The sequence below is a fragment of the Pseudoalteromonas obscura genome (genome assembly GCF_030135505.1).
Taxonomy (GTDB): Bacteria; Pseudomonadota; Gammaproteobacteria; order Enterobacterales; family Alteromonadaceae; genus Pseudoalteromonas; species Pseudoalteromonas obscura.
In genome coordinates, this window is the sequence record NZ_JASJUT010000014.1 from 16,363 (window position 1) to 40,521 (window position 24,159).

At 43.8% G+C, this 24,159-nt stretch carries 23 protein-coding genes and 1 tRNA gene; 13 read left to right on the forward strand and 11 right to left on the reverse strand.

Going from position 1 to position 24,159, the window contains the following annotated elements; translation table 11 throughout:
• Positions 1–110 precede the first annotated feature (110 nt).
• Positions 111–187: transfer RNA gene (locus QNM18_RS23830), tRNA-Trp, on the reverse strand.
• Between the two features lie 287 nt (positions 188–474).
• Positions 475–1,233 (reverse strand): deoxyribose-phosphate aldolase, encoded by a 759-nt coding sequence (gene deoC, locus QNM18_RS23835; RefSeq protein ID WP_284138619.1) that lies wholly within the window; start codon positions 1,231–1,233, stop codon positions 475–477.
• Between the two features lie 392 nt (positions 1,234–1,625).
• Between deoC and cysG the strand changes: the two genes are divergently transcribed.
• The 7 genes from cysG to QNM18_RS23870 all read left to right on the forward strand — a co-directional run bounded on the left by cysG (position 1,626) and on the right by QNM18_RS23870 (position 9,739).
• On the forward strand, positions 1,626–3,047 hold the full coding sequence (cysG, locus tag QNM18_RS23840) for a siroheme synthase CysG (RefSeq protein ID WP_284138620.1): 1,422 nt from the start codon (positions 1,626–1,628) through the stop codon (positions 3,045–3,047).
• A 34-nt stretch (positions 3,048–3,081) separates the two neighbouring features.
• Complete coding sequence (cysD, locus tag QNM18_RS23845) at positions 3,082–3,981, forward strand: sulfate adenylyltransferase subunit CysD (RefSeq protein WP_023400592.1); 900 nt, start codon at positions 3,082–3,084, stop codon at positions 3,979–3,981.
• Positions 3,981–5,396, forward strand: coding sequence for a sulfate adenylyltransferase subunit CysN (gene cysN, locus QNM18_RS23850; protein WP_284138621.1), 1,416 nt, complete (start codon positions 3,981–3,983; stop codon positions 5,394–5,396). The genes cysD and cysN overlap by 1 nt, the downstream gene beginning before the upstream one ends.
• Before the next feature lie 64 nt (positions 5,397–5,460).
• Positions 5,461–7,155 carry an SLC13 family permease gene (locus QNM18_RS23855; protein ID WP_284138674.1) on the forward strand — a complete coding sequence of 565 codons (1,695 nt, stop codon included), beginning with the start codon at positions 5,461–5,463 and terminating at the stop codon, positions 7,153–7,155.
• Positions 7,156–7,166: 11 nt separating this feature from the next.
• Positions 7,167–7,763 carry an adenylyl-sulfate kinase gene (cysC, locus tag QNM18_RS23860; protein WP_211012803.1) on the forward strand — a complete coding sequence of 199 codons (597 nt, stop codon included), beginning with the start codon at positions 7,167–7,169 and terminating at the stop codon, positions 7,761–7,763.
• A 12-nt stretch (positions 7,764–7,775) separates the two neighbouring features.
• Complete coding sequence (gene cysQ, locus QNM18_RS23865) at positions 7,776–8,546, forward strand: 3'(2'),5'-bisphosphate nucleotidase CysQ (protein ID WP_211012804.1); 771 nt, start codon at positions 7,776–7,778, stop codon at positions 8,544–8,546.
• A gap of 173 nt (positions 8,547–8,719) precedes the next feature.
• Entirely contained in the window at positions 8,720–9,739 is a 1,020-nt protein-coding gene (locus QNM18_RS23870) for a phospholipase A (protein WP_211012805.1), read from the forward strand.
• Between the two features lie 52 nt (positions 9,740–9,791).
• On the opposite strand, the gene QNM18_RS23875 is transcribed toward QNM18_RS23870, so the two are convergent.
• Entirely contained in the window at positions 9,792–10,685 is an 894-nt protein-coding gene (locus QNM18_RS23875) for a bifunctional GNAT family N-acetyltransferase/hotdog fold thioesterase (protein ID WP_211012806.1), read from the reverse strand.
• 163 nt (positions 10,686–10,848) lie between these two features.
• Between QNM18_RS23875 and QNM18_RS23880 the strand changes: the two genes are divergently transcribed.
• The gene (locus tag QNM18_RS23880) at positions 10,849–11,544 is read left to right on the forward strand and encodes a spermidine synthase (RefSeq protein ID WP_211012807.1); all 696 of its coding nucleotides are present in this window, start codon (positions 10,849–10,851) and stop codon (positions 11,542–11,544) included.
• Here the strand turns inward: QNM18_RS23880 and dtd are convergent.
• Genes dtd through QNM18_RS23895 form a run of 3 tightly spaced genes read right to left on the reverse strand, consistent with a single transcriptional unit; the run spans position 11,541 to position 13,812 of the window.
• Positions 11,541–11,978, reverse strand: coding sequence for a D-aminoacyl-tRNA deacylase (gene dtd, locus QNM18_RS23885; protein WP_284138623.1), 438 nt, complete (start codon positions 11,976–11,978; stop codon positions 11,541–11,543). The genes QNM18_RS23880 and dtd overlap by 4 nt on opposite strands.
• A 1-nt stretch (position 11,979) precedes the next feature.
• Complete coding sequence (locus tag QNM18_RS23890; RefSeq protein ID WP_284138624.1) at positions 11,980–12,930, reverse strand: alpha/beta fold hydrolase; 951 nt, start codon at positions 12,928–12,930, stop codon at positions 11,980–11,982.
• 9 nt (positions 12,931–12,939) lie between these two features.
• A complete protein-coding gene (locus QNM18_RS23895; RefSeq protein WP_023400602.1) occupies positions 12,940–13,812 on the reverse strand; it encodes a virulence factor BrkB family protein in 873 nt (290 codons plus the stop codon).
• Between the two features lie 86 nt (positions 13,813–13,898).
• Between QNM18_RS23895 and QNM18_RS23900 the strand changes: the two genes are divergently transcribed.
• Entirely contained in the window at positions 13,899–14,561 is a 663-nt protein-coding gene (locus QNM18_RS23900; protein ID WP_284138625.1) for a DUF2959 domain-containing protein, read from the forward strand.
• Between the two features lie 70 nt (positions 14,562–14,631).
• Here the strand turns inward: QNM18_RS23900 and QNM18_RS23905 are convergent, their stop codons facing one another.
• Positions 14,632–17,355, reverse strand: coding sequence for a putative bifunctional diguanylate cyclase/phosphodiesterase (locus QNM18_RS23905; protein ID WP_284138626.1), 2,724 nt, complete (start codon positions 17,353–17,355; stop codon positions 14,632–14,634).
• 51 nt (positions 17,356–17,406) lie between these two features.
• Here QNM18_RS23905 and QNM18_RS23910 point away from each other — a divergent pair, with 51 nt between their 5' ends.
• Complete coding sequence (locus tag QNM18_RS23910) at positions 17,407–18,396, forward strand: extracellular solute-binding protein (protein WP_211012812.1); 990 nt, start codon at positions 17,407–17,409, stop codon at positions 18,394–18,396.
• An 82-nt stretch (positions 18,397–18,478) separates the two neighbouring features.
• Here QNM18_RS23910 and QNM18_RS23915 read toward each other — a convergent pair whose 3' ends face one another.
• Entirely contained in the window at positions 18,479–18,751 is a 273-nt protein-coding gene (locus QNM18_RS23915; protein ID WP_023400606.1) for a hypothetical protein, read from the reverse strand.
• Between the two features lie 162 nt (positions 18,752–18,913).
• On the opposite strand from QNM18_RS23915, the gene QNM18_RS23920 reads away from it, so the two are divergent.
• The 3 genes from QNM18_RS23920 to QNM18_RS23930 are packed head-to-tail and all read left to right on the forward strand — an operon-like array spanning position 18,914 to position 20,886.
• Positions 18,914–19,300, forward strand: a complete 387-nt coding sequence (locus QNM18_RS23920) for an RNA-binding S4 domain-containing protein (protein WP_211012813.1) — start codon at positions 18,914–18,916, stop codon at positions 19,298–19,300.
• 18 nt (positions 19,301–19,318) lie between these two features.
• Positions 19,319–19,777 carry a PaaI family thioesterase gene (locus tag QNM18_RS23925; RefSeq protein WP_284138627.1) on the forward strand — a complete coding sequence of 153 codons (459 nt, stop codon included), beginning with the start codon at positions 19,319–19,321 and terminating at the stop codon, positions 19,775–19,777.
• A gap of 5 nt (positions 19,778–19,782) precedes the next feature.
• Positions 19,783–20,886, forward strand: coding sequence for an NAD(P)/FAD-dependent oxidoreductase (locus tag QNM18_RS23930; RefSeq protein ID WP_284138628.1), 1,104 nt, complete (start codon positions 19,783–19,785; stop codon positions 20,884–20,886).
• Between the two features lie 44 nt (positions 20,887–20,930).
• On the opposite strand, the gene QNM18_RS23935 is transcribed toward QNM18_RS23930, so the two are convergent.
• The 3 genes from QNM18_RS23935 to cysI form a co-directional block, all read right to left on the reverse strand.
• The gene (locus tag QNM18_RS23935) at positions 20,931–21,440 is read right to left on the reverse strand and encodes a DUF4124 domain-containing protein (RefSeq protein WP_211012816.1); all 510 of its coding nucleotides are present in this window, start codon (positions 21,438–21,440) and stop codon (positions 20,931–20,933) included.
• A 187-nt stretch (positions 21,441–21,627) separates the two neighbouring features.
• Positions 21,628–22,368 (reverse strand): phosphoadenylyl-sulfate reductase, encoded by a 741-nt coding sequence (locus tag QNM18_RS23940; protein ID WP_023400611.1) that lies wholly within the window; start codon positions 22,366–22,368, stop codon positions 21,628–21,630.
• Positions 22,369–22,406: 38 nt separating this feature from the next.
• A complete protein-coding gene (gene cysI, locus QNM18_RS23945; protein WP_284138629.1) occupies positions 22,407–24,131 on the reverse strand; it encodes an assimilatory sulfite reductase (NADPH) hemoprotein subunit in 1,725 nt (574 codons plus the stop codon).
• Positions 24,132–24,159 lie beyond the last annotated feature (28 nt).

Here is a 24,159-nt window from a genome sequence, read left to right on the forward strand (position 1 = left end):
ATACAGACACAACAACCCTGTCTAAGACAGGGTTAATCCATTAAATCCAAATTTATAAATAAGCGACTTAAACTGCACATTATTTTAAATTGGGACTAAAAAGTATTGAGTGGCAGGGGCGGCAGGACTCGAACCCGCAACCATCGGTTTTGGAGACCGCTGTTCTACCAATTGGAACTACGCCCCTGCAAAGTGGATGCCCATTATACTGACGAACAATCTGAAAACAAGTGTAAAAGTTATACATCGTGTGATTTTCACAACTTTTGTTTTTCAATCAGTTATTCACAAGTACGTTACGGCATCACTTTTTGTCGTCTTAAAGCCCAAAACCGAATAATTCAGCCGCTTTGATTCAACACAATACAACCAATATTGGGTACATGACAGAAAATATCAAGGCCTAGGTACAAAGTGAGTTATGAAGTGGATTAAAAGTCACGTTTTCTGTTTACTTTTATTGGTTCAAAGGCATTAGCCTCGAGCAACAACTCCTTTTACATCGGCGAGCAAACTAGATGCACCAAACCTGAAATTGGCTTTTTCAACCCACCCTCTTCCCATAACCTGGCAGGCAACGTCGAGGTAAGGGCACGCCTGTGCAACCGTTTTCACCCCGCCCGCGGCTTTAAAACCAACGGGTTTGCCGTTAATTTTAATACGCTCTAACATCACCTGAGTCGCTGCTAAAGTTGCGTTAACAGTTACCTTACCAGTACTGGTTTTGATAAAATCGGCCCCAGCTAATATCGCGATATCACTGGCTTGTGCGATCAATTCTGGCGTATCTAGCACACCACTTTCAATGATCACTTTTAACTGCACGGAGCTGCCACATACTTCCTTACTCGAGCGAACATATTGCCACGGTGTATCAGGATCTCCGGCGATAACTTGGTTATATGGCATTACTAAGTCAATTTCATCAGCGCCGTCATCAATGGCTTGCTGAGTCTGCGCTAATACTTGTGAAAGGGGCTGTTCACCACAAGGAAAGTTAGTCACTGTTGCCACTTTAACGCTATACCACCCCCGCGATGACAGGTGCTTTTTACACAGCGCCACAAATTGAGGATAAACACAAACAGCAGCTGGCAATGCGACGTCTTCATCTATACTATCAAGCATCTCTAAGATACTTTTTTCTGTATCATCTTCATTGAGCGAAGTTAAATCCATTAGTTCAAGCACGTGCTTTGCAACAGCGGCAGTGACTTGATTATTTGTACTCATGAGATCTCCTTAGGACGCAAACCATCGAATAGGTTCGTCACTATCAATCTTATCCATTTACAGTGTGTTCAAGTTAAATGGATTATTTGGCCTCCCTACAGGACATTTGTCCGCCCCGATGCAGCTTTGACCTCTTCACACTCAGCACTGTGTTATTTTCATGTTCCATTATATCTCATAACCAATCGCTATAAGTTGCTAATATGGATACATTTTGCTCTCTAGACCTTGAAATATAAGCCTTAAACCAAAATCAAAGTCTGTATATAACTTTTAGTTATATATTTTGGGTTAATATTATTTTTTTGTATTTAAAGGCCGATATATTCTGCCCTCCTACTAAGTCATTTTAGTTGGCTTAAATCAAGGTTATGCATTTAGGGGCGAGTACAGTGCAATATTTACCGATATTTACTAAGTTAGACGATAGGCCAGTGCTAGTTGTCGGCGGTGGAGATGTAGCTTTACGAAAATGTCAGGCATTTTTGAAAGCCCGCGCACAGGTGACGGTTGTCGCTCCTGAATTTTGCACTGAGCTTACTGAATTAGCTGCACAAGAGAAGTTAACCTTAGTAAAAGAGTACTTCGACACTCACCACGTACTAGGTATGATGCTGGTCATTGCAGCAACCGACAATGAAACTGTTAATCAAGCGGTGTTCGACGCAGCAAACGCACAGAATATCTTTGTGAACGTGGTAGATGACCAGCCTAAGTGCGGGTTTATCTTTCCATCGATTGTCGACAGAGATCCAATCACCATTGCGATTTCAAGTGCAGGTACAGCACCTGTATTAGCACGTAGAATTAGAGAAAAACTCGAAACAGTTATTCCACATCATACCGGCAAGTTAGCACGTCTTGCCGGTGACTTTAGAGATCAAGTTAAAGCGCGATTTAAAAGCTTTTCAGACCGTCGTCAATTTTGGGAACGCGTGTTCGATTCAAGTGTTGTTAGTAAAGTACAAACTGGTGATGAACAAGGCGCACAACAGCAACTGACTGAGATGCTTACTCAACCGAGCAAACTCGAAGGCGAAGTTTATGTAGTCGGTGCGGGCCCTGGCGATCCAGAGCTACTAACAATCAAGGCATTACAACTAATGCAGCAGGCAGACGTTGTCGTTTATGATTACCTTGTATCAGACGAAATCATGGATTTAGTGAGGCGTGATGCTGACCTTGTCTGCGTTGGTAAAAGGGCTGGCAATCACAGTGTAAAACAAGAAGATACCAACCAAATGCTGGTCAACTTTGCCAAACAAGGTAAAAAAGTTTGCCGAATTAAAGGCGGTGATCCATTTATTTACGGTCGAGGTGGTGAAGAAGTTCAGGTGTTGGCGCAACATGGCGTCAAGTACCAAATAGTGCCGGGTATCACAGCAGCCGCAGGGTGTAGCGCTTATTCAGGCATACCGCTCACGCACAGAGATCATGCACAGGCAATTCAGTTTGTAACGGGTCACTGCAAGAAAGATGGCCAAGAGCTTGATTGGCGTGGTTTAGCTCAACCAAATCAGACTTTGGCTGTATACATGGGGGTGATTAAATCCCCTCATATCCAAGCCAAACTTTTAGAGCATGGTAGAGCGCCTGAAACCCCTATTGCCATTGTTGAAAATGGCACACGTCAATCACAGCGTGTTGTTAGAGGCACACTGAGCGAATTGGCAGAAAAAATAGAGCAGCACGATATTCAATCTCCAGCACTTTTGATCATTGGTGAAGTGGCTGCATTACATGAAGAATTAGCGTGGTTTGGGCAATCAGAGCAAGTAAGTAGCTTTGCACAACCCATTACCCAAGTAGCTTAACGTATTAATTTAATTAACAGTAGGACGACGAACAATGGCTTTAACCCACCTTCAGCAACTTGAAGCTGAAAGTATAAAGATTATTCGCGAAGTCGCTGCAGAGTTCGATAACCCAGTGATGCTTTACTCAATTGGTAAAGACTCTTCAGTGTTACTGCATTTGGCTCGTAAAGCATTTTACCCAGCAAAAATTCCTTTCCCACTACTACATGTAGACACAGATTGGAAATTCCGTGAAATGATTGAGTTTCGTGATCGCTTGGCACAAGAATATAACTTTGACCTGATTGTTCATAAGAACCCTGAAGGCATTGCCATGGGCGTCGGCCCGTTTACACATGGTTCAGCTAAACACACTGACGTGATGAAAACACAGGGCTTGAAACAAGCGCTTGATAAATACGGTTTTGACGCAGCATTCGGTGGCGCACGTCGCGACGAAGAGAAGTCACGAGCTAAAGAGCGTGTTTATTCTTTCCGCGACAAACACCATCGCTGGGATCCTAAAAATCAGCGCCCAGAGCTTTGGAATACCTACAACAGCCAAGTAAACCCGGGTGAAAGTATTCGTGTATTCCCATTGTCTAACTGGACAGAGCTTGATATTTGGCAATATATCTACCAAGAAAACATCGAAATTGTACCTCTGTACTTATCGGAGAAACGCCCAGTTGTTGAGCGTGATGGTACCCTTATCATGGTTGATGACGAACGTATGCCACTAGAGGAAGGCGAAGTACCAGAAATGAAATCTGTACGTTTCCGTACGCTTGGTTGTTACCCACTGACAGGTGCAGTGGAATCTGAAGCCAATACATTAACCGGCATTATCGAAGAAATGCTGTTATCCACATCATCAGAGCGTGAAGGCCGTGTTATTGATCACGATTCAGCTGGCTCTATGGAGAAGAAAAAACGCGAGGGGTATTTCTAATGTCGACAGCGAATGAAGTAAGAGAACTGGGTATTGAAGCCTACCTATCTCGCCAACAAGATAAAAGCTTATTACGCATGATGACCTGTGGTAGCGTTGATGACGGTAAGTCGACATTGATCGGACGTCTACTACATGACAGCCACCAAATTTACGAAGATCAACTTGCTGCACTGCATAAAGATAACGAAAAAGTTGGTAATGCAGGTGAAGAGCTAGATTTAGCACTACTTGTTGACGGCCTGCAAGCCGAGCGTGAGCAGGGCATCACGATTGACGTTGCATATCGTTACTTTTCAACAGCAAAGCGTAAATTCATCATTGCTGACACGCCAGGTCACGAACAGTATACCCGTAATATGGTAACTGGTGCTTCGACGAGTGACCTCGCTATCATCTTGGTTGATGCACGTTACGGTGTACAGGTACAGACTAAACGTCACAGCTTTATTTGTGACTCTTTAGGTATTAAGCAGTTTGTTGTTGCTATCAACAAAATGGACATCGTTGACTTTGACGAAGCTGTGTTTGAGAAGATCAAAGCAGATTACTTACAGTTTGCAGAGCAGCTTAACGTATCAGACATCAAGTTTATTCCTATGTCAGCGCTTAAAGGTGACAACGTAGTAACTCGTTCTGAAAAGACTCCTTACTACACAGATAAGCCGCTACTTGAACTACTAGAAGACTCGCCTGCTGCTGAAGCAAACCATGCGTTTGAAGCGCGTTTCCCTGTACAGTATGTAGTGCGTCCAAACTTAGACTTCCGCGGTTTCCAAGGTACGCTCACTTCAGGTTCATTGAGTGCTGGTCAAGCGGTTAAAGTGCTACCTTCAGGCAAATCTTCAACGATCAAAGAGCTTGTGACTTTTGATGGTAACCTTGAGCAAGCGCAAACAGGTCAAGCATTTACTATCACATTAGCAGACGAAATTGATGTCAGCCGTGGTGATGTCATCGTTCCAGCTGACTCTACTGCGGCTGTTACCAACCTTATTCAAGCAAAGCTTGTGTGGATGCACGAAGAGCCGCTTGTGTTAGGCAAAAACTACAACTTCAAGTTGGGCAGTAAAAGTACATCAGCCATTGTACGTAAGATTGACCACACCATTGATGTAAACACGTTAGAGCAAGGTCAAGCAGACCAATTGCAATTGAATGAAATTGCCATTGTCACCCTTGAGTTGACCGAGAGCATCGTGGCTGATATCTATCGCAGCAACCATGAAACAGGTTCATTTATCCTGATTGATCGCATCAGTAACCTCACCATTGGTGCTGGTATGATCGAAGCACTGCTTGCTGAAGAGTCTGCGACAACCTCTGAATTCAGTGCCTTTGAACTTGAATTCAACGCCTTGGTACGTAAGCACTTCCCACACTGGCAAGCGCTTGATATCAGCAAGTTGAAGTAAGTGGATTTATGCCTGTTATTGGGAGAAAAACGTGCTAGTTGATCAAATCATCTTAACAGGCATTATGCTCGCTTTAGTCGTGTGCTTATTTGGCACACGACTCAACCCGGCTTGGTTATTTGTCAGCGCCATTGGCGTGAGCTATCTGACTGGTTTAATCGAGCTGGAATCTATGTTGGTGAACTATGCCAACCCGTCTTTGATCACCCTTGTGTTATTGATCTTAGTTTCTATCGCAATAGAAAAAACAACACTGGTACAAAAGCTTGCCAGTACACTTGCCAGTGGTAGCTTGTCTAAGTCAGTAATGAAACTTGGCCTCTCTACGGCCTTCTTGTCATCATTTACTAATAACACCGCGGTTGTCGCATCTCTGATCAGCACCATTAAAGAGAGCCAAACACATTCGCCCTCCAAGTTATTGCTGCCTTTATCCTACACAGCCATATTGGGTGGCACCTTAACCTTAATTGGCACGTCTACGAATTTAATCGTCAATGGCTTTGCCGTTGATGCAGGTATGGCCCCACTGGGCTTTTTTGACTTTACTTTGGTTGGTGCCGGCGCTCTAATTGTTGGCTTGCTGACAATTTTATTACTCTTGAAATTCTTGCCCGACCATGGAACTGAAGACCAAGAAGTCGTGCCATTTTACTTGGAAGGCAAGGTATCAGCCGATTCAAAGTTAGTTGGTCGCACCGTTGAAGAGAACGGTCTTAGAGATCTTAAGGACCTATTCTTAGCAGAAATTATTCGCGGAGAGCGCCGAATCTGCGCTGTAACTCCGCAGCAGGAAATTTGCCAAGGCGATGTTTTATTGTTTGTTGGTGACATCAAATCTGTGCCTTTATTGCGTCGCTTTGATGGCCTTCAGGTGGTACATGATAAACACGAAAAAGACGTGGAGCATCTAGTTGAAGTGGTCGTTAGTCAGTCTTCAAAATACATCGGTAAAACCATCAAAGAGATCCGTTTTCGCGAACAGTTTCACGCAGCTGTTATCGCCATTCGACGTGGACATGACCGTCTGCAAGGTGGCCTTGGAAAAGTGAAACTGCAAGCGGGTGACTCATTAATTTTGGCCCCAGGCAGCGACTTTTATAATTTACCGGATCTAAAGCGTGAATTTGTTTATATCTCTGGATTAGATTTACAAACCCACCTGACAAAGCAGCAATCTAGTCATGTTTTGTTGGGCTTTGCTGCGGTGATTGGCTTGGGTATCTTTGATATTGTGCCCTTAGTCAAAGGCCTCATGGTTCTGCTACTTGGACTAGTAGCCCTCGGCACAATTAAAGTCAACGAAATGAAACGTCGTTTTCCAATCGAGTTGCTGGCCATTGTCGGCAGCGCCATTGGTCTTGCCAAATTAATGATTGAAACGGGTTTGGCGACGCAATTGTCCGATGCGCTGTTTTTATTGCTCGGTGATTTTGGGCCGTATGGCGCTTTTATTGCCATCTTTGTAATGACCGTGGTCTTTACCGAACTTATCACTAATAACGCCGCTGCAGCACTGTCATTTCCAGTTGCCTATGCTTTAGCGGTTGGATTTGGTGTCGATCCACTCCCCTTTATTATGGCTGTTGCTTTTGGTGCGTCAGCAAGCTTTATTTCACCCTTTGGTTATCAAACAAACTTGATGGTATATAGTGCAGGAAACTACCGGATCAAAGATTACGTCACGGTAGGCGTTCCGCTTTCAATTATATACTCTATTACCGTCCTGACCTTGATCCCATTGGTCTTTCCCTTTTAATGGATAGCTTCATGGATAAAAATATTGTTTGGCATAATTATGCCGTGGAAAAAACACATCGTAGTGAGCTCAAAGGCCATAAGCCTGTGATCCTCTGGTTTACGGGCTTTTCTGGCTCAGGGAAAAGCACAGTGGCCAATGCACTAGAAAGTGCGCTACATCAAAGTGGCGTGCATACTTATTTGCTCGATGGTGATAATGTTAGACATGGACTGTGCAAAGATCTCGGTTTCAGTGATGCCGATCGCGTTGAGAATATTCGTCGAGTTGGTGAGTTAAGCAAGCTCATGGTGGATGCCGGACTGGTGGTTTTAACCGCATTTATTTCTCCATTCCAAGCAGAAAGAGACATGGTTAGAAACCTAGTAGGTGAAGGCGAGTTTATAGAAGTGTTTTTAGACACGCCTCTTGAAATATGTGAGCAACGAGACCCTAAAGGCCTATACAAAAAAGCGCGCGCTGGTGAAATTAAGAATTTCACGGGAATTGATTCTGACTATCAGCCCCCTGTTGCGCCAGAAATAAGACTTAATACAGGTGAGAATTCTCTTGAGCAGTCCGTACAACAATTAATTGATTATTTGAAAGATAAAAACATCATCCAGTAGCAAGGATTACCTATGAATGATACAGACCTGCTCGAAGAACTTGTCGAACTTGCTCGCCTCGCAGGCGACGAAATAATGCAGATCTATGCCAAAGACTTTGCCATAGAGTTTAAGAATGATGACAGTCCAGTGACAGAAGCTGATCTGGCAGCAAATAGAGTTATCACCGCAGGTCTACAGCGTCTAACACCTGAGATCCCAATTTTAAGTGAGGAAAGTGCAGATATCAGCTGGCAAGAACGCCAAACTTGGCAGCGATACTGGCTTGTAGACCCAATTGACGGCACCAAAGAATTCATCAAAAAAAATGGGGAGTTCACCGTCAATATTGCGTTGATTGAGCAAGGCACACCGACTATGGGTGTGGTGTATGCACCTGCGCTAAATATTTGCTATTTAGCAGCGCAAAGCATCGGCGCGTTCAGAGAGTGTGATGAAGCCCGTATTGAGCTAAAAGTAACTCAAAAAGCACAACAGGGAACAATAAAAGTGGTTGGCTCTCGCTCTCATCCTTCCCCTGAACTGGCTGATTATTTAGCTCAATTTGATGATGTTGAAATGGTACCTAAAGGCAGTTCATTGAAACTGTGTTTAGTCGCTGAAGGGGAAGCTGACGTATATCCACGTCTTGGCCCAACGAGCGAATGGGACACAGGCGCAGGTCATGCAGTAGCAAAAATTGCAGGCGCCACCGTCACTCAGATTGATGGTTCACCACTGACATATAATCAAAAAGAGTCATACCTCAACCCATATTTTGTGGTTTCTAGACTCAAAGCTTAATATTTTAAAAGTGCCCAGCTTGGGCACTTTTAAAACCCACTCCACCTTTCTCTTGATTCTGCTGGGCTTTTTCATCACTTACTTATACTATAGCGCCCTGATGACTTGGTAGTCGTAGCTTCGCTACCTGTCACCCATTGTTTGAACATTTTCTTACCTGTTTGGAATAAAATATGGATTTTAACAAGCTTACTTTGGCATTGCTCTTTGCTTTACCTGCACATAGTGCAGCTGCGAAAAGTCCCTCTAAAGACGAAATTTCAGCGCTCAATCAATGTATTTTGAATCAATCAATTTCAGGCGATGACACTCGAACCGTGAAACAAGTGCGCCAATATTGTGAGCAGCAAATAGGGGCTTTAAGCCAACTAGATAAACGTATGGCAAGGGAGCGCGTCACAGAAGAAAATCGCAATGTTTTGACACCGCATCACCGCAATTACATCTTGCCAGTTTCTTATATCAAGAACCCAAACAATCGTCCGTTTGATGGCTTTATGGATAAAACAGAGAAAGATGGCGAGCCACTAGATAATGTAGAAGCAAAATATCAGATCTCATTGAAACTTCCCATCTATCACGATTTTGAAGATAAAGACCAAGCAATATATATGGGCGTAACTTTGCAGTCTTATTGGCAAGTGTATAACAAAGATATTTCATCACCCTTTCGAGAAACAAACTATGAACCCGAAATTTTTTGGGTCAATTTTTTAGATGATGAAAATGTGCTTTGGGGCGACGAAATGGCCTTTGTATTGGGTATTTCCCATCAGTCCAACGGCAGAAGTCAGCCAAATTCACGCTCTTGGAATCGCATTTATGCCAATTTCATTTGGGAATACAATGGCTTTGTATTTAGCTTTAAACCTTGGTATCGGCTGCCGGAAGATGAGAAACCAGATGCCAATGCAGCTAAAGGTGATGACAACCCAGATATTCACAAATACATGGGGTATTTTGAGCTCAGTGGCGCTTATCGCTTCAGCAACGACCACGAAGTAGGCATGATGTTACGCAACAATGCTGGCGGCGATAACCGGGGTGCCGTGCAACTAGACTGGTCATTCCCAATTACTGGAAGAGTGCGCGGCTACGCACAGTACTTTAACGGTTACGGTGAAAGTTTAATTGACTACAACGCCCATATTCAGCGACTTGGACTCGGTATTGCCATCACTGATTTGCTGTAAAGCTTGCTATCCGGCCAACATATGTTTGGCCGGATAATGGACATACAGCGATTTAACGTTTAACGAAAAATACACCGCAGAACTTGGCTACCAAGACATCACCATCGTAGACGTTGACAGGTACTGTGTATTTCGCTTTGCCTTGTGTTTCGAGTTCGCTTAGTTCACCGCTACACTCTGACAGAGTTACCGTCGCACCAGGCGCTGTAGTTAATGGCTTAAGATATTTTATCTCAGCATCCGCGAGTACAATATCCCCTTCTAAATTAAGCTCTTTAAGTGCTAAGTAAGTCGCTCCCCAACCAGTCAAAGTGGCCATGCTATACACAGAACCTGCAAACATTGAATTATGTAAATTCAAATTAGCTTTTAAATCTGCCTTGGTTGAGAACTGCCAATCGGTATAGCTTTCAACCTTGATACCCATAGCGTCACTGATCGGAATTGACTCACGCCATGTGTCTTGCAGAACTTGCGTCCAATCTGGATGTCTAAACCAACCTGGCTCGGAAGGTTTTTGCTTAACCATTTTCCAATGCTGTACATCACCGTAAGCTAGGTGGGCTTTTTCTACCACCTCATAACCGTGGCGCTCGTAAAATGCCAGTGCGCGTTCTCGCGCAAAGAGTACCAGCTCTTGTGCGTCCTGTGTCCAGGCAATTTTTTCCAGTTCATGAAGCAGCCGGCTACCTAAATGCTGTCCCCGGTGCCCTTCAGCAACGGCCATATAACGCACCTGAGCTTGAAGGTGATTATTAAAGTGCAAACGCGCAACCGCTAGGACTTCACCCTCATTATTTTTAATGTATCGGTGTTCCGCATCTTGTTCTAAATCATCTTGCTCTGATCCCCTCGGTTGATCCCATGGTGCTCTGAGTACTTGCCAGCGTAATTGATAATAATCTTGCCAATCTTGGCTACTTTGTGGCGAAATGACTGGAAACATATTTACTCCTTTTCATGCACACTCATGTGTGTGCTATTTTTGTGTTCTACCTTACAAGAAAAAGACTGAACAGGAAATGTTCAAGGTAAAATCATCGACTAATTGTGTAAAATCATCTAAACACAGTGGAATTACCTCAATCCTTGTCTATGCTGATGGAACTATGCAAGATTTTTTGACTGAATCAGGAACCGTCAGCAACGATTTTGTAGCCCAAAGCCACCAGCTTGGTCACTTGTTATATTGGCATAAGCACGGTAAGACGAGCATACAAGTTAGACAAGAAAAAACGCTCCGTTGGCTATTGATAAATAATACGTTACAGTCAATCGTTGAACTGAATCACCCAGAGCACTTGCTTTTTCCCCATCTGCAAGTGTTGGATGGCCTGTGGCAAAAATACCCTGCTCCACAACGAGTACTTGAACTAGGGCTTGGAGGCGGTGCGATCCGAGATTACTTGCACAGTATCCATCAAGATTGCCAAGTGATCTCTGTAGAAAATAACCCTGACATCATCCACTGCTACAAACGCTATTTCGGTGGAGATCATATCAGTGAAGTCAATTGCAATGACGCGTACAAGGTATTAGAACTGGATAATGCCCAGCCATTTAATTGGATTATCTTAGACCTATTTAGTGAGTTAGATGCGCCACGCTTTTTGTATCAGCACAAGTTTTACACCCTGCTACGCAATGCATTAACGGAACAGGGCGTGCTATTTATCAACTTTATTGCAGAACACGAGTCACAATTGAAACAGCTAGAGCATCTGCTGATCATCAATTTTGGGAAAAAGCCGTATATACATCAAGTACCCGGCTATGCAAATCATATTATTGCAATTGAACGCTAAACAGACAGGTTAAAAGTCACTGGACCGTCATTACATAAACTTACCTGCATATCGGCACCGAATTTACCTGTAGCGACTGTCAGGCCGGACTCCCTTGCTTGAGAAACAAAGTATTCATAAAGCTCCTTTGCCTGATCTGGTGTACCTGCAGAAGAGAAACTAGGGCGCATCCCTTTTTTGGTATCCGCCGCCAACGTAAATTGAGAAACCACCAGTAACTCCCCACTGATGTCCCTCAAACTTAAATTCATTTTCCCCGCTTCATCGGTAAAAATGCGATAATTACTCACTTTATGCAGTAACTTATCAGCCTTTTGCTCATCATCAAGTTTTTCAACTCCAAGTAATACCAAAATGCCTTGTTGAATTTCACCTACCACTTCGCCACCAACTTCCACTTTGGCAAACTTGACTCTTTGAATTAACCCTTGCACTTTAACCTCTGTTTTTATCTATTTTGCACAGCAGTAAATCTGCCGCTCTGCGAATAGCCTCCGAATATACTTGATTTGACGTACAGTGCCCAATGCCTTCTAAAATAAGTAACCTCGCTTGCACCAACTCTGCGAACCTTTGCGCAGGGGCAAACCGACAAATTAAGTCATTCCTGCTGTGAATCATCCATATTGGGAGAGACTGTAAGTCACCGGCGTTGTTAAACAGAACCCCCTCTTCTAAAAAGCACTGGTTCGACATGTAATGCACCATCAGTTTCGCCTGCGAAACCAAATGCGCGCAGCAAGGCAGTTGATACCTGTGTAACTGAGTATCTACACTTAACTGAGTTTCCCAATCGTGCCACAGCTGTGCTGCTTTATGCTGCTGTAGCTCATCTTCACCAAATAACTGTTCATGATATAGCGATAAAATTTGCTGATGCGCTGTCAAATGTTGAGAAAACTGGATAAAACGCTCTGGATAGAACTGCGCCCCAGCTCCCGTAGAACCATATAGCCAAGCAAAATCTGAATTCATTGCAAAAAAGCTTGCCCATATGATCAGCCCTGAAACACGCTCTTTATATTGCTGCGCAAATAAAACAGCCAAAGTCGCTCCCCATGAGCCACCCGCAATTACACATCGCGGAATATCCAAATAATTCAACAGCGCAATGATGTCTTCGATAAGTAACGCAGTGTGATTGTATTCAAGTGATTGCGGTGAGGAGTTGCCACACCCCCTTTGGCTATACAAAATAATGCGATAGCGCTGGGGGTTAAAATAGCTCTGTGTCATTTTTTGCAACCCCATACCGGGGCCACCATGCAATATCAACACAGGTATACCAGTTGGGTTTCCATATTCCTCAATATGCAATTGATGACCATGGGAAACTGGTAGGTGAAAACTGCGCAGCGGATCCGTAGGCTGATACAGTAAGGTCATGGACTTACCTCATTGTTGAGGTGTGTCATTCTCCTCTTTATGGTGTTCGGCTAAACAAGCTGTAAACTCAGCGCCTAATAACACTACCATCCATGATAAATACACCCAAACAAATAAAATTGGGATAGTTGCCAACGCACCGTATATGACCTCATAGGACGGAAAGTGGCTGATATACATCGCAAACCCTCTTTTCGTCAGCTCAAATAAAAAAGCAGCAAACAACGCGCCCGGTATCGCGGCTTTGAACGACACACGTGTATTTGGTACTAAAGTATAGAGCATAATAAAGCCAGCCATTGAAATTACATAAGGAAGTAACTTCAACAACAAACCACTGAACCCAGGGATCCCCTGATCGGCAAATGATACCAAAGACACTATATAGGAGGTCACACCGATACTTGCGCCCAACAGCACCGGACCTAAAGTTAAAACCATCCAGTAAATTGCGAATGAAATCATCAAGGGCCGCTTACTTTCGACTCGCCAAATTCGATTCAAGGCGCTATCTACATTGCGGATCAGCAATAATGCAACCGCCGCTAAAAAGCTGATCCCCACTGCGGTCATTTGGTTGGCATTGCCTGCAAAAGCGCTGATATGTGCTTTAATCGTGTCTGTTGAAGTAGGCACAAAATTATTAAAGATGAAGTTTTCTATTGCCAAGCGCGTATTTTCAAACCCGGGAAAAGCCGTGAATATGGCAACACCAACAGCAATAAGCGGAACCAAGGACAGCAAAGTAACATAGGCAAGATACCCTGCATTGATGGTTAACTGGTCCTCTTTACAGCGTTCGAAAAATCGCCGCCACCAACTTGGCTGTGCGTCTAACACCGCTTTTGCTCGAACTTTTAATTGTGGCCAATGCTGTTTCATAATAATTCATACATAATGATTGCTTTGCACATCTTACCAATCCACTTCATAATTTAAAGTAGCCATTTAAAGTAAAAGGATAAAGTATGCCTCTAAAATACCTAAAAGTTTATGTTTTAATTGTCGCTTGTGTCATCCTTGGTGGCTGTAAAAGCGCACAAAATGCTTACTATTCTGCATGGGAGCAAGTTGGCGTGCACAAGCGTGACATTCTGGTAGATCGCGTTGAGGATACCCAAGCGTCTCAACAAGCCTCTCAGCAAGAGTTTCAAAATGCGTTAGAGCGCTTATCTGTGCTCATTGATTTCGACGGGGGTGAGCTTAAAAACGTTTATGAGCAATTGAATAGCGATTACGAAGCGAGCCTCAAAGCAGCCGAATCTGTGAGTGATAACATAAACAAAGTAGAATCCGTTGCCGATGCCCTTTTCGAAGAGTGGCAAACTGAGCTAGAGCAATTTACTAACCCAAAACTTAGACGCAGTAGTGAAAAAACATTGCTCCAGACCCAGCAGCAATATAATAAGCTGCTTCGCTCAATGCGTAAAAGTGAGGCAAAAATGCAACCGGTCTTAGACTCTATGAAAGACAATGTCTTATATCTTAAGCACAACCTAAATGCACAGGCTATCGCCGCTATCAAAGGTGAGTTTAGCAGCTTAAAACGTGATATACAGAGTTTAATCACCGATATGAACCGCTCGATAGCTGACTCTACCAGCTTTATTGAACAAATGAACAAAGACTAGTATTTGTATCCGCACTAAGCGTATTTAGTGCGGTACTCAAGATAGTCTGCAAACACTGATGGGCTGAGGTTCAGCTGGCATGCTCTGTAATGTGCTTTTGCAAATTTTGCTGCAACAAATACAGCGCATCTTCTTCAAGCAATGGCTTGCTCATCAAGTACCCCTGTGTTTGCTGGCAATATAATGCAGATAAAACAGCTAGCTGCGCGGGTTGCTCTATGCCCTCCGCAGTCACTGTTAAATTGAAGCTCTTTGCAATCGCACAGATAGCTTCGATCAATTGCCGGGGGTTACCTGCTTTTTCGATGCCATCAATAAACGCACGATCAATTTTCAAGCCATCAACAGGCAGTATATTGAGTCGAGATAAGCTACTATAGCCAGTACCGAAGTCGTCTATATAAATACCAAAACCCATACTATACAATTTTTGTAGTGGTGCGATTAAGCTGTTTTCTTGTGTCATCATAGCCGATTCCGTCAATTCAATCTTAAACTGTGACGCGTTCAATCCTTTTACTTCAAACTGTTCTACTAACCAGTGCATAAACCCCTTGTGTTGCAATTGCAAAGGCGACACGTTAACGCTCATAAAAATATGCCTATGTGGAAAACGTTGAGCGCACTGCATCGCGTGCTGGAAAACCCAGTGACCTAGTTTGACGATTTGCGCACACTCTTCCGCGATGGGAATGAATTCAGCAGGGCTCACGATACCCAGCTTCGGACTATGCCATCTCAGCAGCGCCTCAAAACCAATAATGGTCTCGCCTAGCTGGCAATATATCGGTTGAAAACGCAGTGATAGCTCCTTATCCATATCGAGGGTTTGCAGCTCTCTCTCTATTAAAAGCCGGCGAGAAGCCTCACTTGCTATTGCTGAGGTAAAAATATGATAGTCATTTTTGCCGCGCTTTTTTGCTTCATACATGGCCACATCAGCATCGTGTAACAACTTTTCCGCCTCATAGTTGTGACAGGGCGCGGTAAAACGTCTTACTCCGACGCTTCCACTCACAGAATGTTTGGCCCCTTGATAATTAAATGGCTCACGGATCGCCACGAGAATATCTTCTAATAGCAGCTCCAATGGCTCACCAAGCGATGTCTGTTCAAAAAGTATGGCAAATTCATCACCGCCTAGTCGCGCTATATCTGCAAAGCTGCCGACCAATTCACGCATACGCATGGCAAACTCGACCAGTAACGTATCACCGGCAAGGTGGCCCAATGTATCATTGATCAGCTTAAAACGGTCTAAATCGATGTACAACAGAATAAAATGACCTGAATCACCCTGTCGGCTCTTTTCAACGAGCTGTAAGAATGTTTGCCTGTTGAGCAGATCTGTCAAACTATCATGCTGTGCTTTGTATTTAAGTTGTTCATTGAATAACTTGATTTGCGTAATATCCGTTACTCTGCCTTCATAAATGGTGTCGTGACTATGGCAGATCCAAGAGCCGGTTTGTCGCAGCCAAACACCGTTGCATTGCTCAGATCCCGCCAACCACTCTAATTCCTCATGTTGTTCAAATGTCGTCACCATTTTTCGCCACTTGGCAGCAAACTCCCCCTCCAACATAAGATCACTGAGCTTCAAAGAGTTGAGTCGCTGTCCTTCACCAATAAGTAGGGTTTTAAATGCCGGGTTGGCATCGACCAGCACACCTTGTTTGTCCAACACAAATAAACCTTCACTGCTATTCACAAACAGGCTTTTATATTTTCTTTCCGCAACAATTTGCTGTTGTAGCGATGACAAACGCTTATTTGAAGCATGCTGTAGCTGTTGATTGGCCTGTGCCAAACTGGCGGTTCGCTCTTCCACTATGGTATTAATGGTTTGATGTTGTCTGGATAGGTAACGCACTTGAAATAACACCATTAAACCAAGTGCAGCCGCAATCACCACCACCATCACAATGATCAAGGTGTAATTATTCAGTAACGAAGGTGTCAGCTGCTCTTGGGTATACAGATGAATGGCAATTGGTTGACCAAAGAAATCCATGGTTTCAACAATTCCAGGTTGTATTTCAGCTAGCCCATAACTACTTTGCCAGTCCGAAGTAAATAGCAGCTGACGCTCAGATAGCACCCGTACTTGATGGCCATTGTCTTGATAGAATTGACTAAATAGCCCTTCTAACAAATGCTGTAACTGGAAACCAATACCCAATGCCTTTGCAAGGCCATCTCTTTGAAACTGTTCAATTACCACACTCCAACGATGAGAATCCGGCCAGTTAATGGCTTGCAGTTCGCTTTTTTGTAATCGCCCAGACGATGCCTCCGAAATCACAACTGAGCTACCGAGCAAATGACCAAACTCTGATACAGGTGCCGCCTTAACTGTCGTCAAATAACGCTTACTTTCAGTCTCGGGTAAATGCACAGTAAAATCAAAAAAGCCTAAGTCGCGATATTGACGTTCCAATGCTTCTACCTGCGAACCTTCAATGATGGCATAGGACTCCAAGCTCAGTTCAAGTTCTAAGCCTGCCAATTGAGATTGTGCAAGGTGATAAAATTGCTCGGGAGTGATTTCAGGCGTTGCCCGCAAATAAGCTTCTATCGAATAGAGCAAATGGGCAAAACGCTGTAACTGCTCGCTCATTCTAGATTGATATTGCGCAACTTGTTGCTCGAGTTGGTGGTGGCTACGCTGTGTGTAATGCTCGTGAAAAACCACGGCCATATAACAGATAGCACACAAGTATGCGCTGTATATCCAACCACCGAACTTAATCGATGACTGAAAGAATTTTTCCCACTTTTTTACTCTAGACATCCGCTCATAACACTGTACCATTGCACTACTTGATAATAATTCTTATTTGCGATGATTAAAAGTAAACTTTGTTGTTTTTACCCGATTCTGCTACTAAGTACCCAAGTTTTAGCCAGTGACGATGAATTAAACGTCTATTCATTTCGCAAATATGAACTTATCAAACCTATGCTACAAGCATTTGAGCAACACAGTGGCGTAAAGGTCAACCTGGTCAACGGTAAATCTACTTTCTTATTGTCGCGACTCAAAGCTGACGGAACTGAGTCTCGGGCAGATGTCATATTAAGCTCTGATTTAGCCCAACTGAGCGCCCATCGTGATCTGTTACAACCTATGACAGAATTAAAGGGCTGGTCGATTTTACCCAGTGTATTTAAAGATCCAAATCAACGTTGGATAAGCCTGTCTATGCGCACCCGAGCATTATTTACTCGCAAAGGTGCTGGTAGTCATAAAAATACATTCGTTCCAACTCGATTTGCCCAATTTAACGAATCAAAGGTACAAGGTAAGTTTTGTGTCAGAGATTGGCGTCATAGCTATAATAAAACGCTCTTCGCAAGTCTGCTATCAGGTAAAAACCCGCAAGATACTCAATGGATGGCAAAAGCGAATCAACTCTTGGCTAAACGTCCAACGGGTGGCGACCGAGATCAATTGCGTGCACTCGCTAAAGGTCAGTGTCACTATGCTTTAGCCAATCACTACTACTGGCACATGATGAAACAGTCAAACAACAAACAAGATGTCAAACTCGCTTCGCAACTTGCAATGCACTTTTTGCAAATGGCCAACGGACAAACGCCTGTTTCAACCACCACAGCCGCTATCGCAAAACATGCACCAAACAAAAAAAACGCCCTCGCTTTCATTGATTTTCTATTGCAGCCACAAACACAAAAAATGTATGCGCAATTACTCAATGAATTTCCAGTAGTGGCTATTGATGGCTATCAGCTGCCTTTTGAACCGGCACTAAAAAACATCAACTTAGGCTTAGATTACACACAAAATGCCCATGACATTTTGTCTTTGTAAATAAAAATATTGCGATAATTTACACAAGTGGTGCACCTAGCGTCCTACTATAGTGCACTCTTTAAGGCTGGTGATTAAAGTGTTAACTCGCTTGAGAGAGCCACTTTTGCACAGCAGCTTTGGGGTAAACGACGTCTTTAAACAGTCTATGTCGCTCAAATTTCAATGCCTTTTCAGTACTGGGTAAACCCGCCTGAACTTGGCTGTGATGCGTGTTAAAACGCGAGATCAGCGAAAGTTTATCGCGCGCAATTTTAAGGTGGACGTTCAGGTAAGCCCGCACGTCATCTGCGGTCATCAAACCTAGTGCGTCTAAGTTCATTAGCTCTTTTTTTAAAGCAGAGCGAATACCCATAGTCGATCTCCCTGTGTTGTCATAATGGAATCAATCAAACTGCAAGCAAAATACACACCAAATGCTGCATTTACATTAAAGACCACCACAATCACGAAAAAGTTTCGTCATTCATCTTAACTGCGCGGTATACTGTCGCAAAGTCGCATTGAGAGTTGTGATATGAATCAAGAATACATTGAAATTGAACTGGAAGAAGAGCCGATAGAACTGTGTAACCTGCTTAAAGTGCTCGATTTCGCAGAAACGGGCGGACAAGCTAAGCAGCTAATTACACTAGGGTATGTGGCCGTGAATGATGAACTTTGCACACAAAAGCGTAAAAAAATATATTCGGGTGACACCCTGCAATTTGACGGTGAGGTGTTTAAATTAACCCTGTCTGAGGACGCACAGCCCAACCCGCGCCCAGCACCAGAAGCACCTCGTCCACCGGCACCCAAGACGTCAGCCAGTAAACCGACAAAAAATAAAACGTCCAATAAAAAACGCAAAAAACAACCTTCGGTAGATAGCAAAACAGGCCGTAGACCAATTTCATTTGGTTAGGCGAGGAGCAGATAGTCTATGAGCATTTGGTTTAAGCCAGTTACCAAAGAGCTTTGTCAATCTCTAGATAAAGGCATGCATGGCAAAGGTTCATTGATGGCTACACTCGGCATTGAGATAAGCGAAATTGGCGATGACTACCTAGTTGCCACCATGCCGGCAACGCCACACCACCACAACCCCATCGGTATGGTGCACGGAGGTGCCAATGTCGCTTTAGCGGAAACCGTTGCCAGCTATGCGGCAAATTTTGTCGTCGACTTTGAACGTTTTTATTGTGTTGGTCAGGAGATCAATGCCAATCACCTCAAAGCATCTCGTAATGGCATTTTAAGTGCAACCGCCAAACCGCTCCATCTTGGTAAACGCACTTCGGTTTGGGAGGTTAAAATAACCAATGCCAAAGGTGAGCTGTGTTGCGTATCAAGAATGACAGCGGCCGTAATTGAGCGCCCAGATAAAAAATCGAGCCGATAGATACCATGGAACATATCGATACACTCGTGATTGGCGCAGGTGTCGTCGGCTTAGCGACGGCAGCCAAACTCAGCCAAAACCAAGACGTCATAGTAATTGAGCAAGGTTCACACTTTGGCGAGCATACCAGCAGCCGCAATAGCGAAGTGATCCATGCTGGCATTTACTACCCGAGTAACAGTGGTAAAGCCCAACATTGTGTTGAAGGTAAAACACTGCTTTACCAACACTGTAAAGAGTACGGTGTGCCTTTTGCGCAACTAGGTAAAGTGATCACGGCACAAACGGCTGATGAAGCACAAACGCTCGAGGTGCTATTTCAACAAGCCAAACACAATGGGGTCACCGATCTATATTGGCTCAGTAAAGCGGAATTACAAGCTAAAGCACCACAAGTCCACGCTCGAGAAGGCCTATTTTCGCCTTCCACAGGCATAGTAGATAGTCACCAATTGATGCTCTCTTTAATTGCGCAGCTTGAGCGTAATCAGGGCCAGTTCGTGCCAAACACAGAGTTTGTGGCCGCTCACTCAACACCACAAGGGTTTGCTGTCGAGCTCAATTGTGGAGGCGAGATCTTTCAACTGAGTTGTACAAATTTGATCAATGCAGGCGGCTTATTTGCTCAGCAAAATGCAGCTAAAATTGCAGGATTGAACCATACACATATCCCACCACTTCATTATTGCCGTGGACAATATTTTAGCTATCAAGGCAAGCACCCATTTAAGCATTTGATCTATCCTGTGCCTCAACAGCATGGGCTAGGTATTCACGCTACGCTCGACCTTGCGGGTCAATTGCGCTTTGGGCCTGATACTCAGTTTATCGAGTCACTAGACTATACGACAGACTCCAGTGCGTTAGAAACATTCTACCAAGCGATACGACGATATTGGCCAAGCGTTGATAAAAGCAGGCTACAAATCGACTACGCAGGGATCCGCCCTAAGCTGCAAACAGCTGGTCCACAAGATTTTGTCATCGATTGCGAAGTACAGCATGGTGTTAAAGGACTCATCAATTTATTTGGTATAGAATCCCCAGGATTAACTGCCTGCTTATCTATTGCCAAGTTAGTGACAGAACAGCTTGAGCCATCAGAATGAAAAAGGCGACACTAGGTCGCCTTTTTCATTCTGATTTATCGCTGTTATGTATCATCAAGCTGTTTAGCTCTTTGATCCATCAGTTTTTGGACATTTTGCGCATCTTTGACCAACTTTTTCACCTCGCTTGGCTTCATGCCATTTATACCACCTTTGTCATCTAACTGATCCCCTTGTTCAGCTTTTTCCTTGAGTATGTCTGTATTTTCAGCTGCCATGATGGTGATTTTGGTCGGATCCAAAGTGTGTACTTGACTATTAACTCGGCTATTAGGTCTGTCCGAATAATGCCAATTACCTTTTGCATCTTGCCATTTATATATGGTGGCTTGTGATTTACTTTGCGTCTCATCACCCAGCGCACTTTTTGCGGAATCAACAACATTGTTGAGTTCACGTTTTGATTTGTCTAATAATGAATTTGCTTGCTGCTGAGCTTCGCCAAAGATCATATCGACGCTAAGATAAGGTTTACCATCTGGGCGCTTAATAATAAAAAGCGATGCCAATCCAACCAGCATCATCATGATTAACAGATAACTTGCAGATTTCATTTCGGCACTCCTTTTTGCTTGAGGCCACACTCTTACAGTATAGCTTGGTATTGCGTACAGTTTGACAATTGGGCAGAAAATTATCAATACAAAAAGCGCACGAAATGGTAGAGAAGCACTGTGGGTAAGAAAAGATAATCAGGGAAGATTTTGAGTCGCCACCTAAGTGTGCGACTCAATTCAAAAATTAGATGCCATCACCGTCAATATGTAAACCACATTCGCGGTTAAGGCCAAAGAAGCGAGTTTCTTCTTCTGTCATACCAGGCTCTAATTTACGTGTCGTATGCACATCACCCATAGACACATACCCTTGCTCCCAAAGCGGGTGATAAGGTAAGTCATGTTTGGTTAAATACTGATAAACATCTCGGTTGTGCCAATCAATAATAGGATAAACCTTTACACTACCTCGGCTAATCTCCAAGATTTGCTTGTCAGAGCGCGATGAAGACTGCTGACGACGCAAGCCGCTAAACCAAGTACCAACATTCAACTCTTTCAATGCTCGAGTCATTGGCTCTACTTTATTCAGAGTATTGTACTGTTTAATACCCGCTTCACCTTGCTCCCAAAGCTTACCAAATTTAGCCTCTTGCCAAGCTGGGCTGTATTCACTGCGGTAAATTTTAAGGTTTAACTTCAGCCTTTCAGTCAACTCATCCACAAACTGGTATGTTTCTGGAAATAGGTAACCGGTGTCAGTTAAGACCACAGGAATATCATTCTTCTGCTGTGATACGAGGTGCAGCATCACCGCTGCTTGAATACCAAAACTTGACGACAGCATATGGGTGTCAGGCAGATTTTCAAGCGCCCAAGCAACACGTTCTTCAACACTTTTCTGTGCCAACATGCCATTCGCATCGGCAAGTAGTGCCTGCTGTGTTGCTTTATCTAGGGTTAATATTTGCTTAAATTCGCTCATAGCTTGTCCTATTATGGGGCCCTATCGGGCCCTTGTTATTAAGCGTGGAAATCCGTTTTTGAAACTTTTACTTCCGCAACAATGCCTTTGCGGATCACAAAATCACCAAAGCACTCTTGCTCTTGACGCTCGCCAGCCCACTGACCGATTAACTCATCTAGTGCAGGCAGATAAACATCTTCACTGACGTTTTCTAGATAAAGCTTAGGAACACGTGTGCCCTCACGGTTACCGCCAAGGTATACATTGTATTTACCTGGGCCTTTACCGACAAAGCCCACTTCCGCTAACATTGCACGGCCACAACCATTTGGACAACCCACAACACGCATGATGATGTCATCATTTGGAATGCTGTGTTTTACCAGTAGTGCTTCTGTTTTCTCTACCAACTCAGGTAAATAACGTTCCGCTTCCGCCATCGCTAATGGACAAGTAGGCAGTGCGACACATGCCATTGAGCTCTTGCGCTGCTCGGTATGTGAGTCATCGATTAAGCCGTGCTCACGGGCAATTTTTTCAATCTCAGCTTTGTCTTCTTCTGCAACACCAGCAATGATCAGGTTTTGGTTCGCAGTCATGCGGAAATCACCCTTGTGGATCTCTGCAATTTTGCGGCAACCCGTTTTCAGAGGTTGACCTGGATAGTCTAAAATACGACCACTTTGCAAGAATAAAGTCAGGTGATGTTTACCATCGATGCCTTCAACCCAGCCGAAGCGATCACCACGATGAGTAAATTCGTATGGACGACTTTCTTCAAACTTAACACCTGCGCGCTTTTCAACTTCTTCTTTAAACGCGTCAATACCGAATGCATCTAACGTATACTTAGTTTTTGCGTTTTTACGATTTACACGGTTACCCCAGTCACGCTGCACACTGACAACATGCTCCGCTACTGCCAATGTATGCTCAAGTGGAATAAAACCAAAATCATCTGCACGGCGCGGATAGGTATTTACATCGCCGTGAGTCATCGCAAGACCACCACCCACAAGGACATTGAAACCAACCAATTTGCCCTCTTCAGCAATAGCCACGAAGTTCAAGTCATTGGCGTGTACATCCACTTCATTATTCGGTGGAATAGTCACTGTGGTTTTAAACTTACGCGGTAGGTAAGTAGAACCTAAAATAGGCTCTAGCTCAGTCGAGTCCTTACGCTCACCATTTAGCCAAATTTCTAAATAGGCACGTGTTTTTGGTAGTAAGTGCTCAGAGATCTTCGCTGCCCACTCATACGCCTCTTGGTGAAGTGCTGACTCAACAGGGTTCGTTGTACACAGTACATTTCGGTTAACGTCACCCGCTGTTGCGATTGAGTCGATACCCACATCATGCAAAGTTAAGTGCATTTCTTTGATATGTGGCTTTAATACACCGTGAAACTGAAATGTTTGACGTGTTGTCAGACGAATACTGCCATAAGAGGTTTTCTCTTCAGCAAACTTATCAATGGCTAACCACTGATCTGGCTGAATAATACCACCCGGCATACGCGCACGTAGCATCACGTTATGCAGTGGCTCAAGCTTTTGCTTAGCACGCTCAGCACGAATATCTCGGTCATCCTGCTGATACATGCCATGGAAACGGATCAGTTGGAAGTTGTCCTTAGTAAAGCCACCAGTTAATTGGTCACCTAAATCGGTTTCAATGGTACCGCGAAGGTGCTGACTCTCTGTTTTTAAACGCTCGTTGTCAGCAAATTTAGCCGCAGGATCGTGCTTACTATTGGGCTTGTAATCTTGATTGCTCATGGTTTTTCCTAAATTCTATACAGTGACG

Excerpts from the sequence above, each read along its gene's own strand:
- deoC (WP_284138619.1), bottom strand. The coding sequence starts at position 1,233 with ATGAGTACAAATAATCAAGTCACTGCCGCTGTTGCAAAGCACGTGCTT.
- cysD (WP_023400592.1), top strand. The coding sequence starts at position 3,082 with ATGGCTTTAACCCACCTTCAGCAACTTGAAGCTGAAAGTATAAAGATT.
- cysN (WP_284138621.1), top strand. The coding sequence starts at position 3,981 with ATGTCGACAGCGAATGAAGTAAGAGAACTGGGTATTGAAGCCTACCTA.
- QNM18_RS23855 (WP_284138674.1), top strand. The coding sequence starts at position 5,461 with ATGCTCGCTTTAGTCGTGTGCTTATTTGGCACACGACTCAACCCGGCT.
- cysC (WP_211012803.1), top strand. The coding sequence starts at position 7,167 with ATGGATAAAAATATTGTTTGGCATAATTATGCCGTGGAAAAAACACAT.
- cysQ (WP_211012804.1), top strand. The coding sequence starts at position 7,776 with ATGAATGATACAGACCTGCTCGAAGAACTTGTCGAACTTGCTCGCCTC.
- QNM18_RS23870 (WP_211012805.1), top strand. The coding sequence starts at position 8,720 with ATGGATTTTAACAAGCTTACTTTGGCATTGCTCTTTGCTTTACCTGCA.
- QNM18_RS23875 (WP_211012806.1), bottom strand. The coding sequence starts at position 10,685 with ATGTTTCCAGTCATTTCGCCACAAAGTAGCCAAGATTGGCAAGATTAT.
- QNM18_RS23880 (WP_211012807.1), top strand. The coding sequence starts at position 10,849 with ATGCAAGATTTTTTGACTGAATCAGGAACCGTCAGCAACGATTTTGTA.
- QNM18_RS23890 (WP_284138624.1), bottom strand. The coding sequence starts at position 12,930 with ATGACCTTACTGTATCAGCCTACGGATCCGCTGCGCAGTTTTCACCTA.
- QNM18_RS23895 (WP_023400602.1), bottom strand. The coding sequence starts at position 13,812 with ATGAAACAGCATTGGCCACAATTAAAAGTTCGAGCAAAAGCGGTGTTA.
- QNM18_RS23900 (WP_284138625.1), top strand. The coding sequence starts at position 13,899 with ATGCCTCTAAAATACCTAAAAGTTTATGTTTTAATTGTCGCTTGTGTC.
- QNM18_RS23905 (WP_284138626.1), bottom strand. The coding sequence starts at position 17,355 with ATGTCTAGAGTAAAAAAGTGGGAAAAATTCTTTCAGTCATCGATTAAG.
- QNM18_RS23910 (WP_211012812.1), top strand. The coding sequence starts at position 17,407 with ATGATTAAAAGTAAACTTTGTTGTTTTTACCCGATTCTGCTACTAAGT.
- QNM18_RS23915 (WP_023400606.1), bottom strand. The coding sequence starts at position 18,751 with ATGGGTATTCGCTCTGCTTTAAAAAAAGAGCTAATGAACTTAGACGCA.
- QNM18_RS23920 (WP_211012813.1), top strand. The coding sequence starts at position 18,914 with ATGAATCAAGAATACATTGAAATTGAACTGGAAGAAGAGCCGATAGAA.
- QNM18_RS23925 (WP_284138627.1), top strand. The coding sequence starts at position 19,319 with ATGAGCATTTGGTTTAAGCCAGTTACCAAAGAGCTTTGTCAATCTCTA.
- QNM18_RS23930 (WP_284138628.1), top strand. The coding sequence starts at position 19,783 with ATGGAACATATCGATACACTCGTGATTGGCGCAGGTGTCGTCGGCTTA.
- QNM18_RS23935 (WP_211012816.1), bottom strand. The coding sequence starts at position 21,440 with ATGAAATCTGCAAGTTATCTGTTAATCATGATGATGCTGGTTGGATTG.
- QNM18_RS23940 (WP_023400611.1), bottom strand. The coding sequence starts at position 22,368 with ATGAGCGAATTTAAGCAAATATTAACCCTAGATAAAGCAACACAGCAG.
- cysI (WP_284138629.1), bottom strand. The coding sequence starts at position 24,131 with ATGAGCAATCAAGATTACAAGCCCAATAGTAAGCACGATCCTGCGGCT.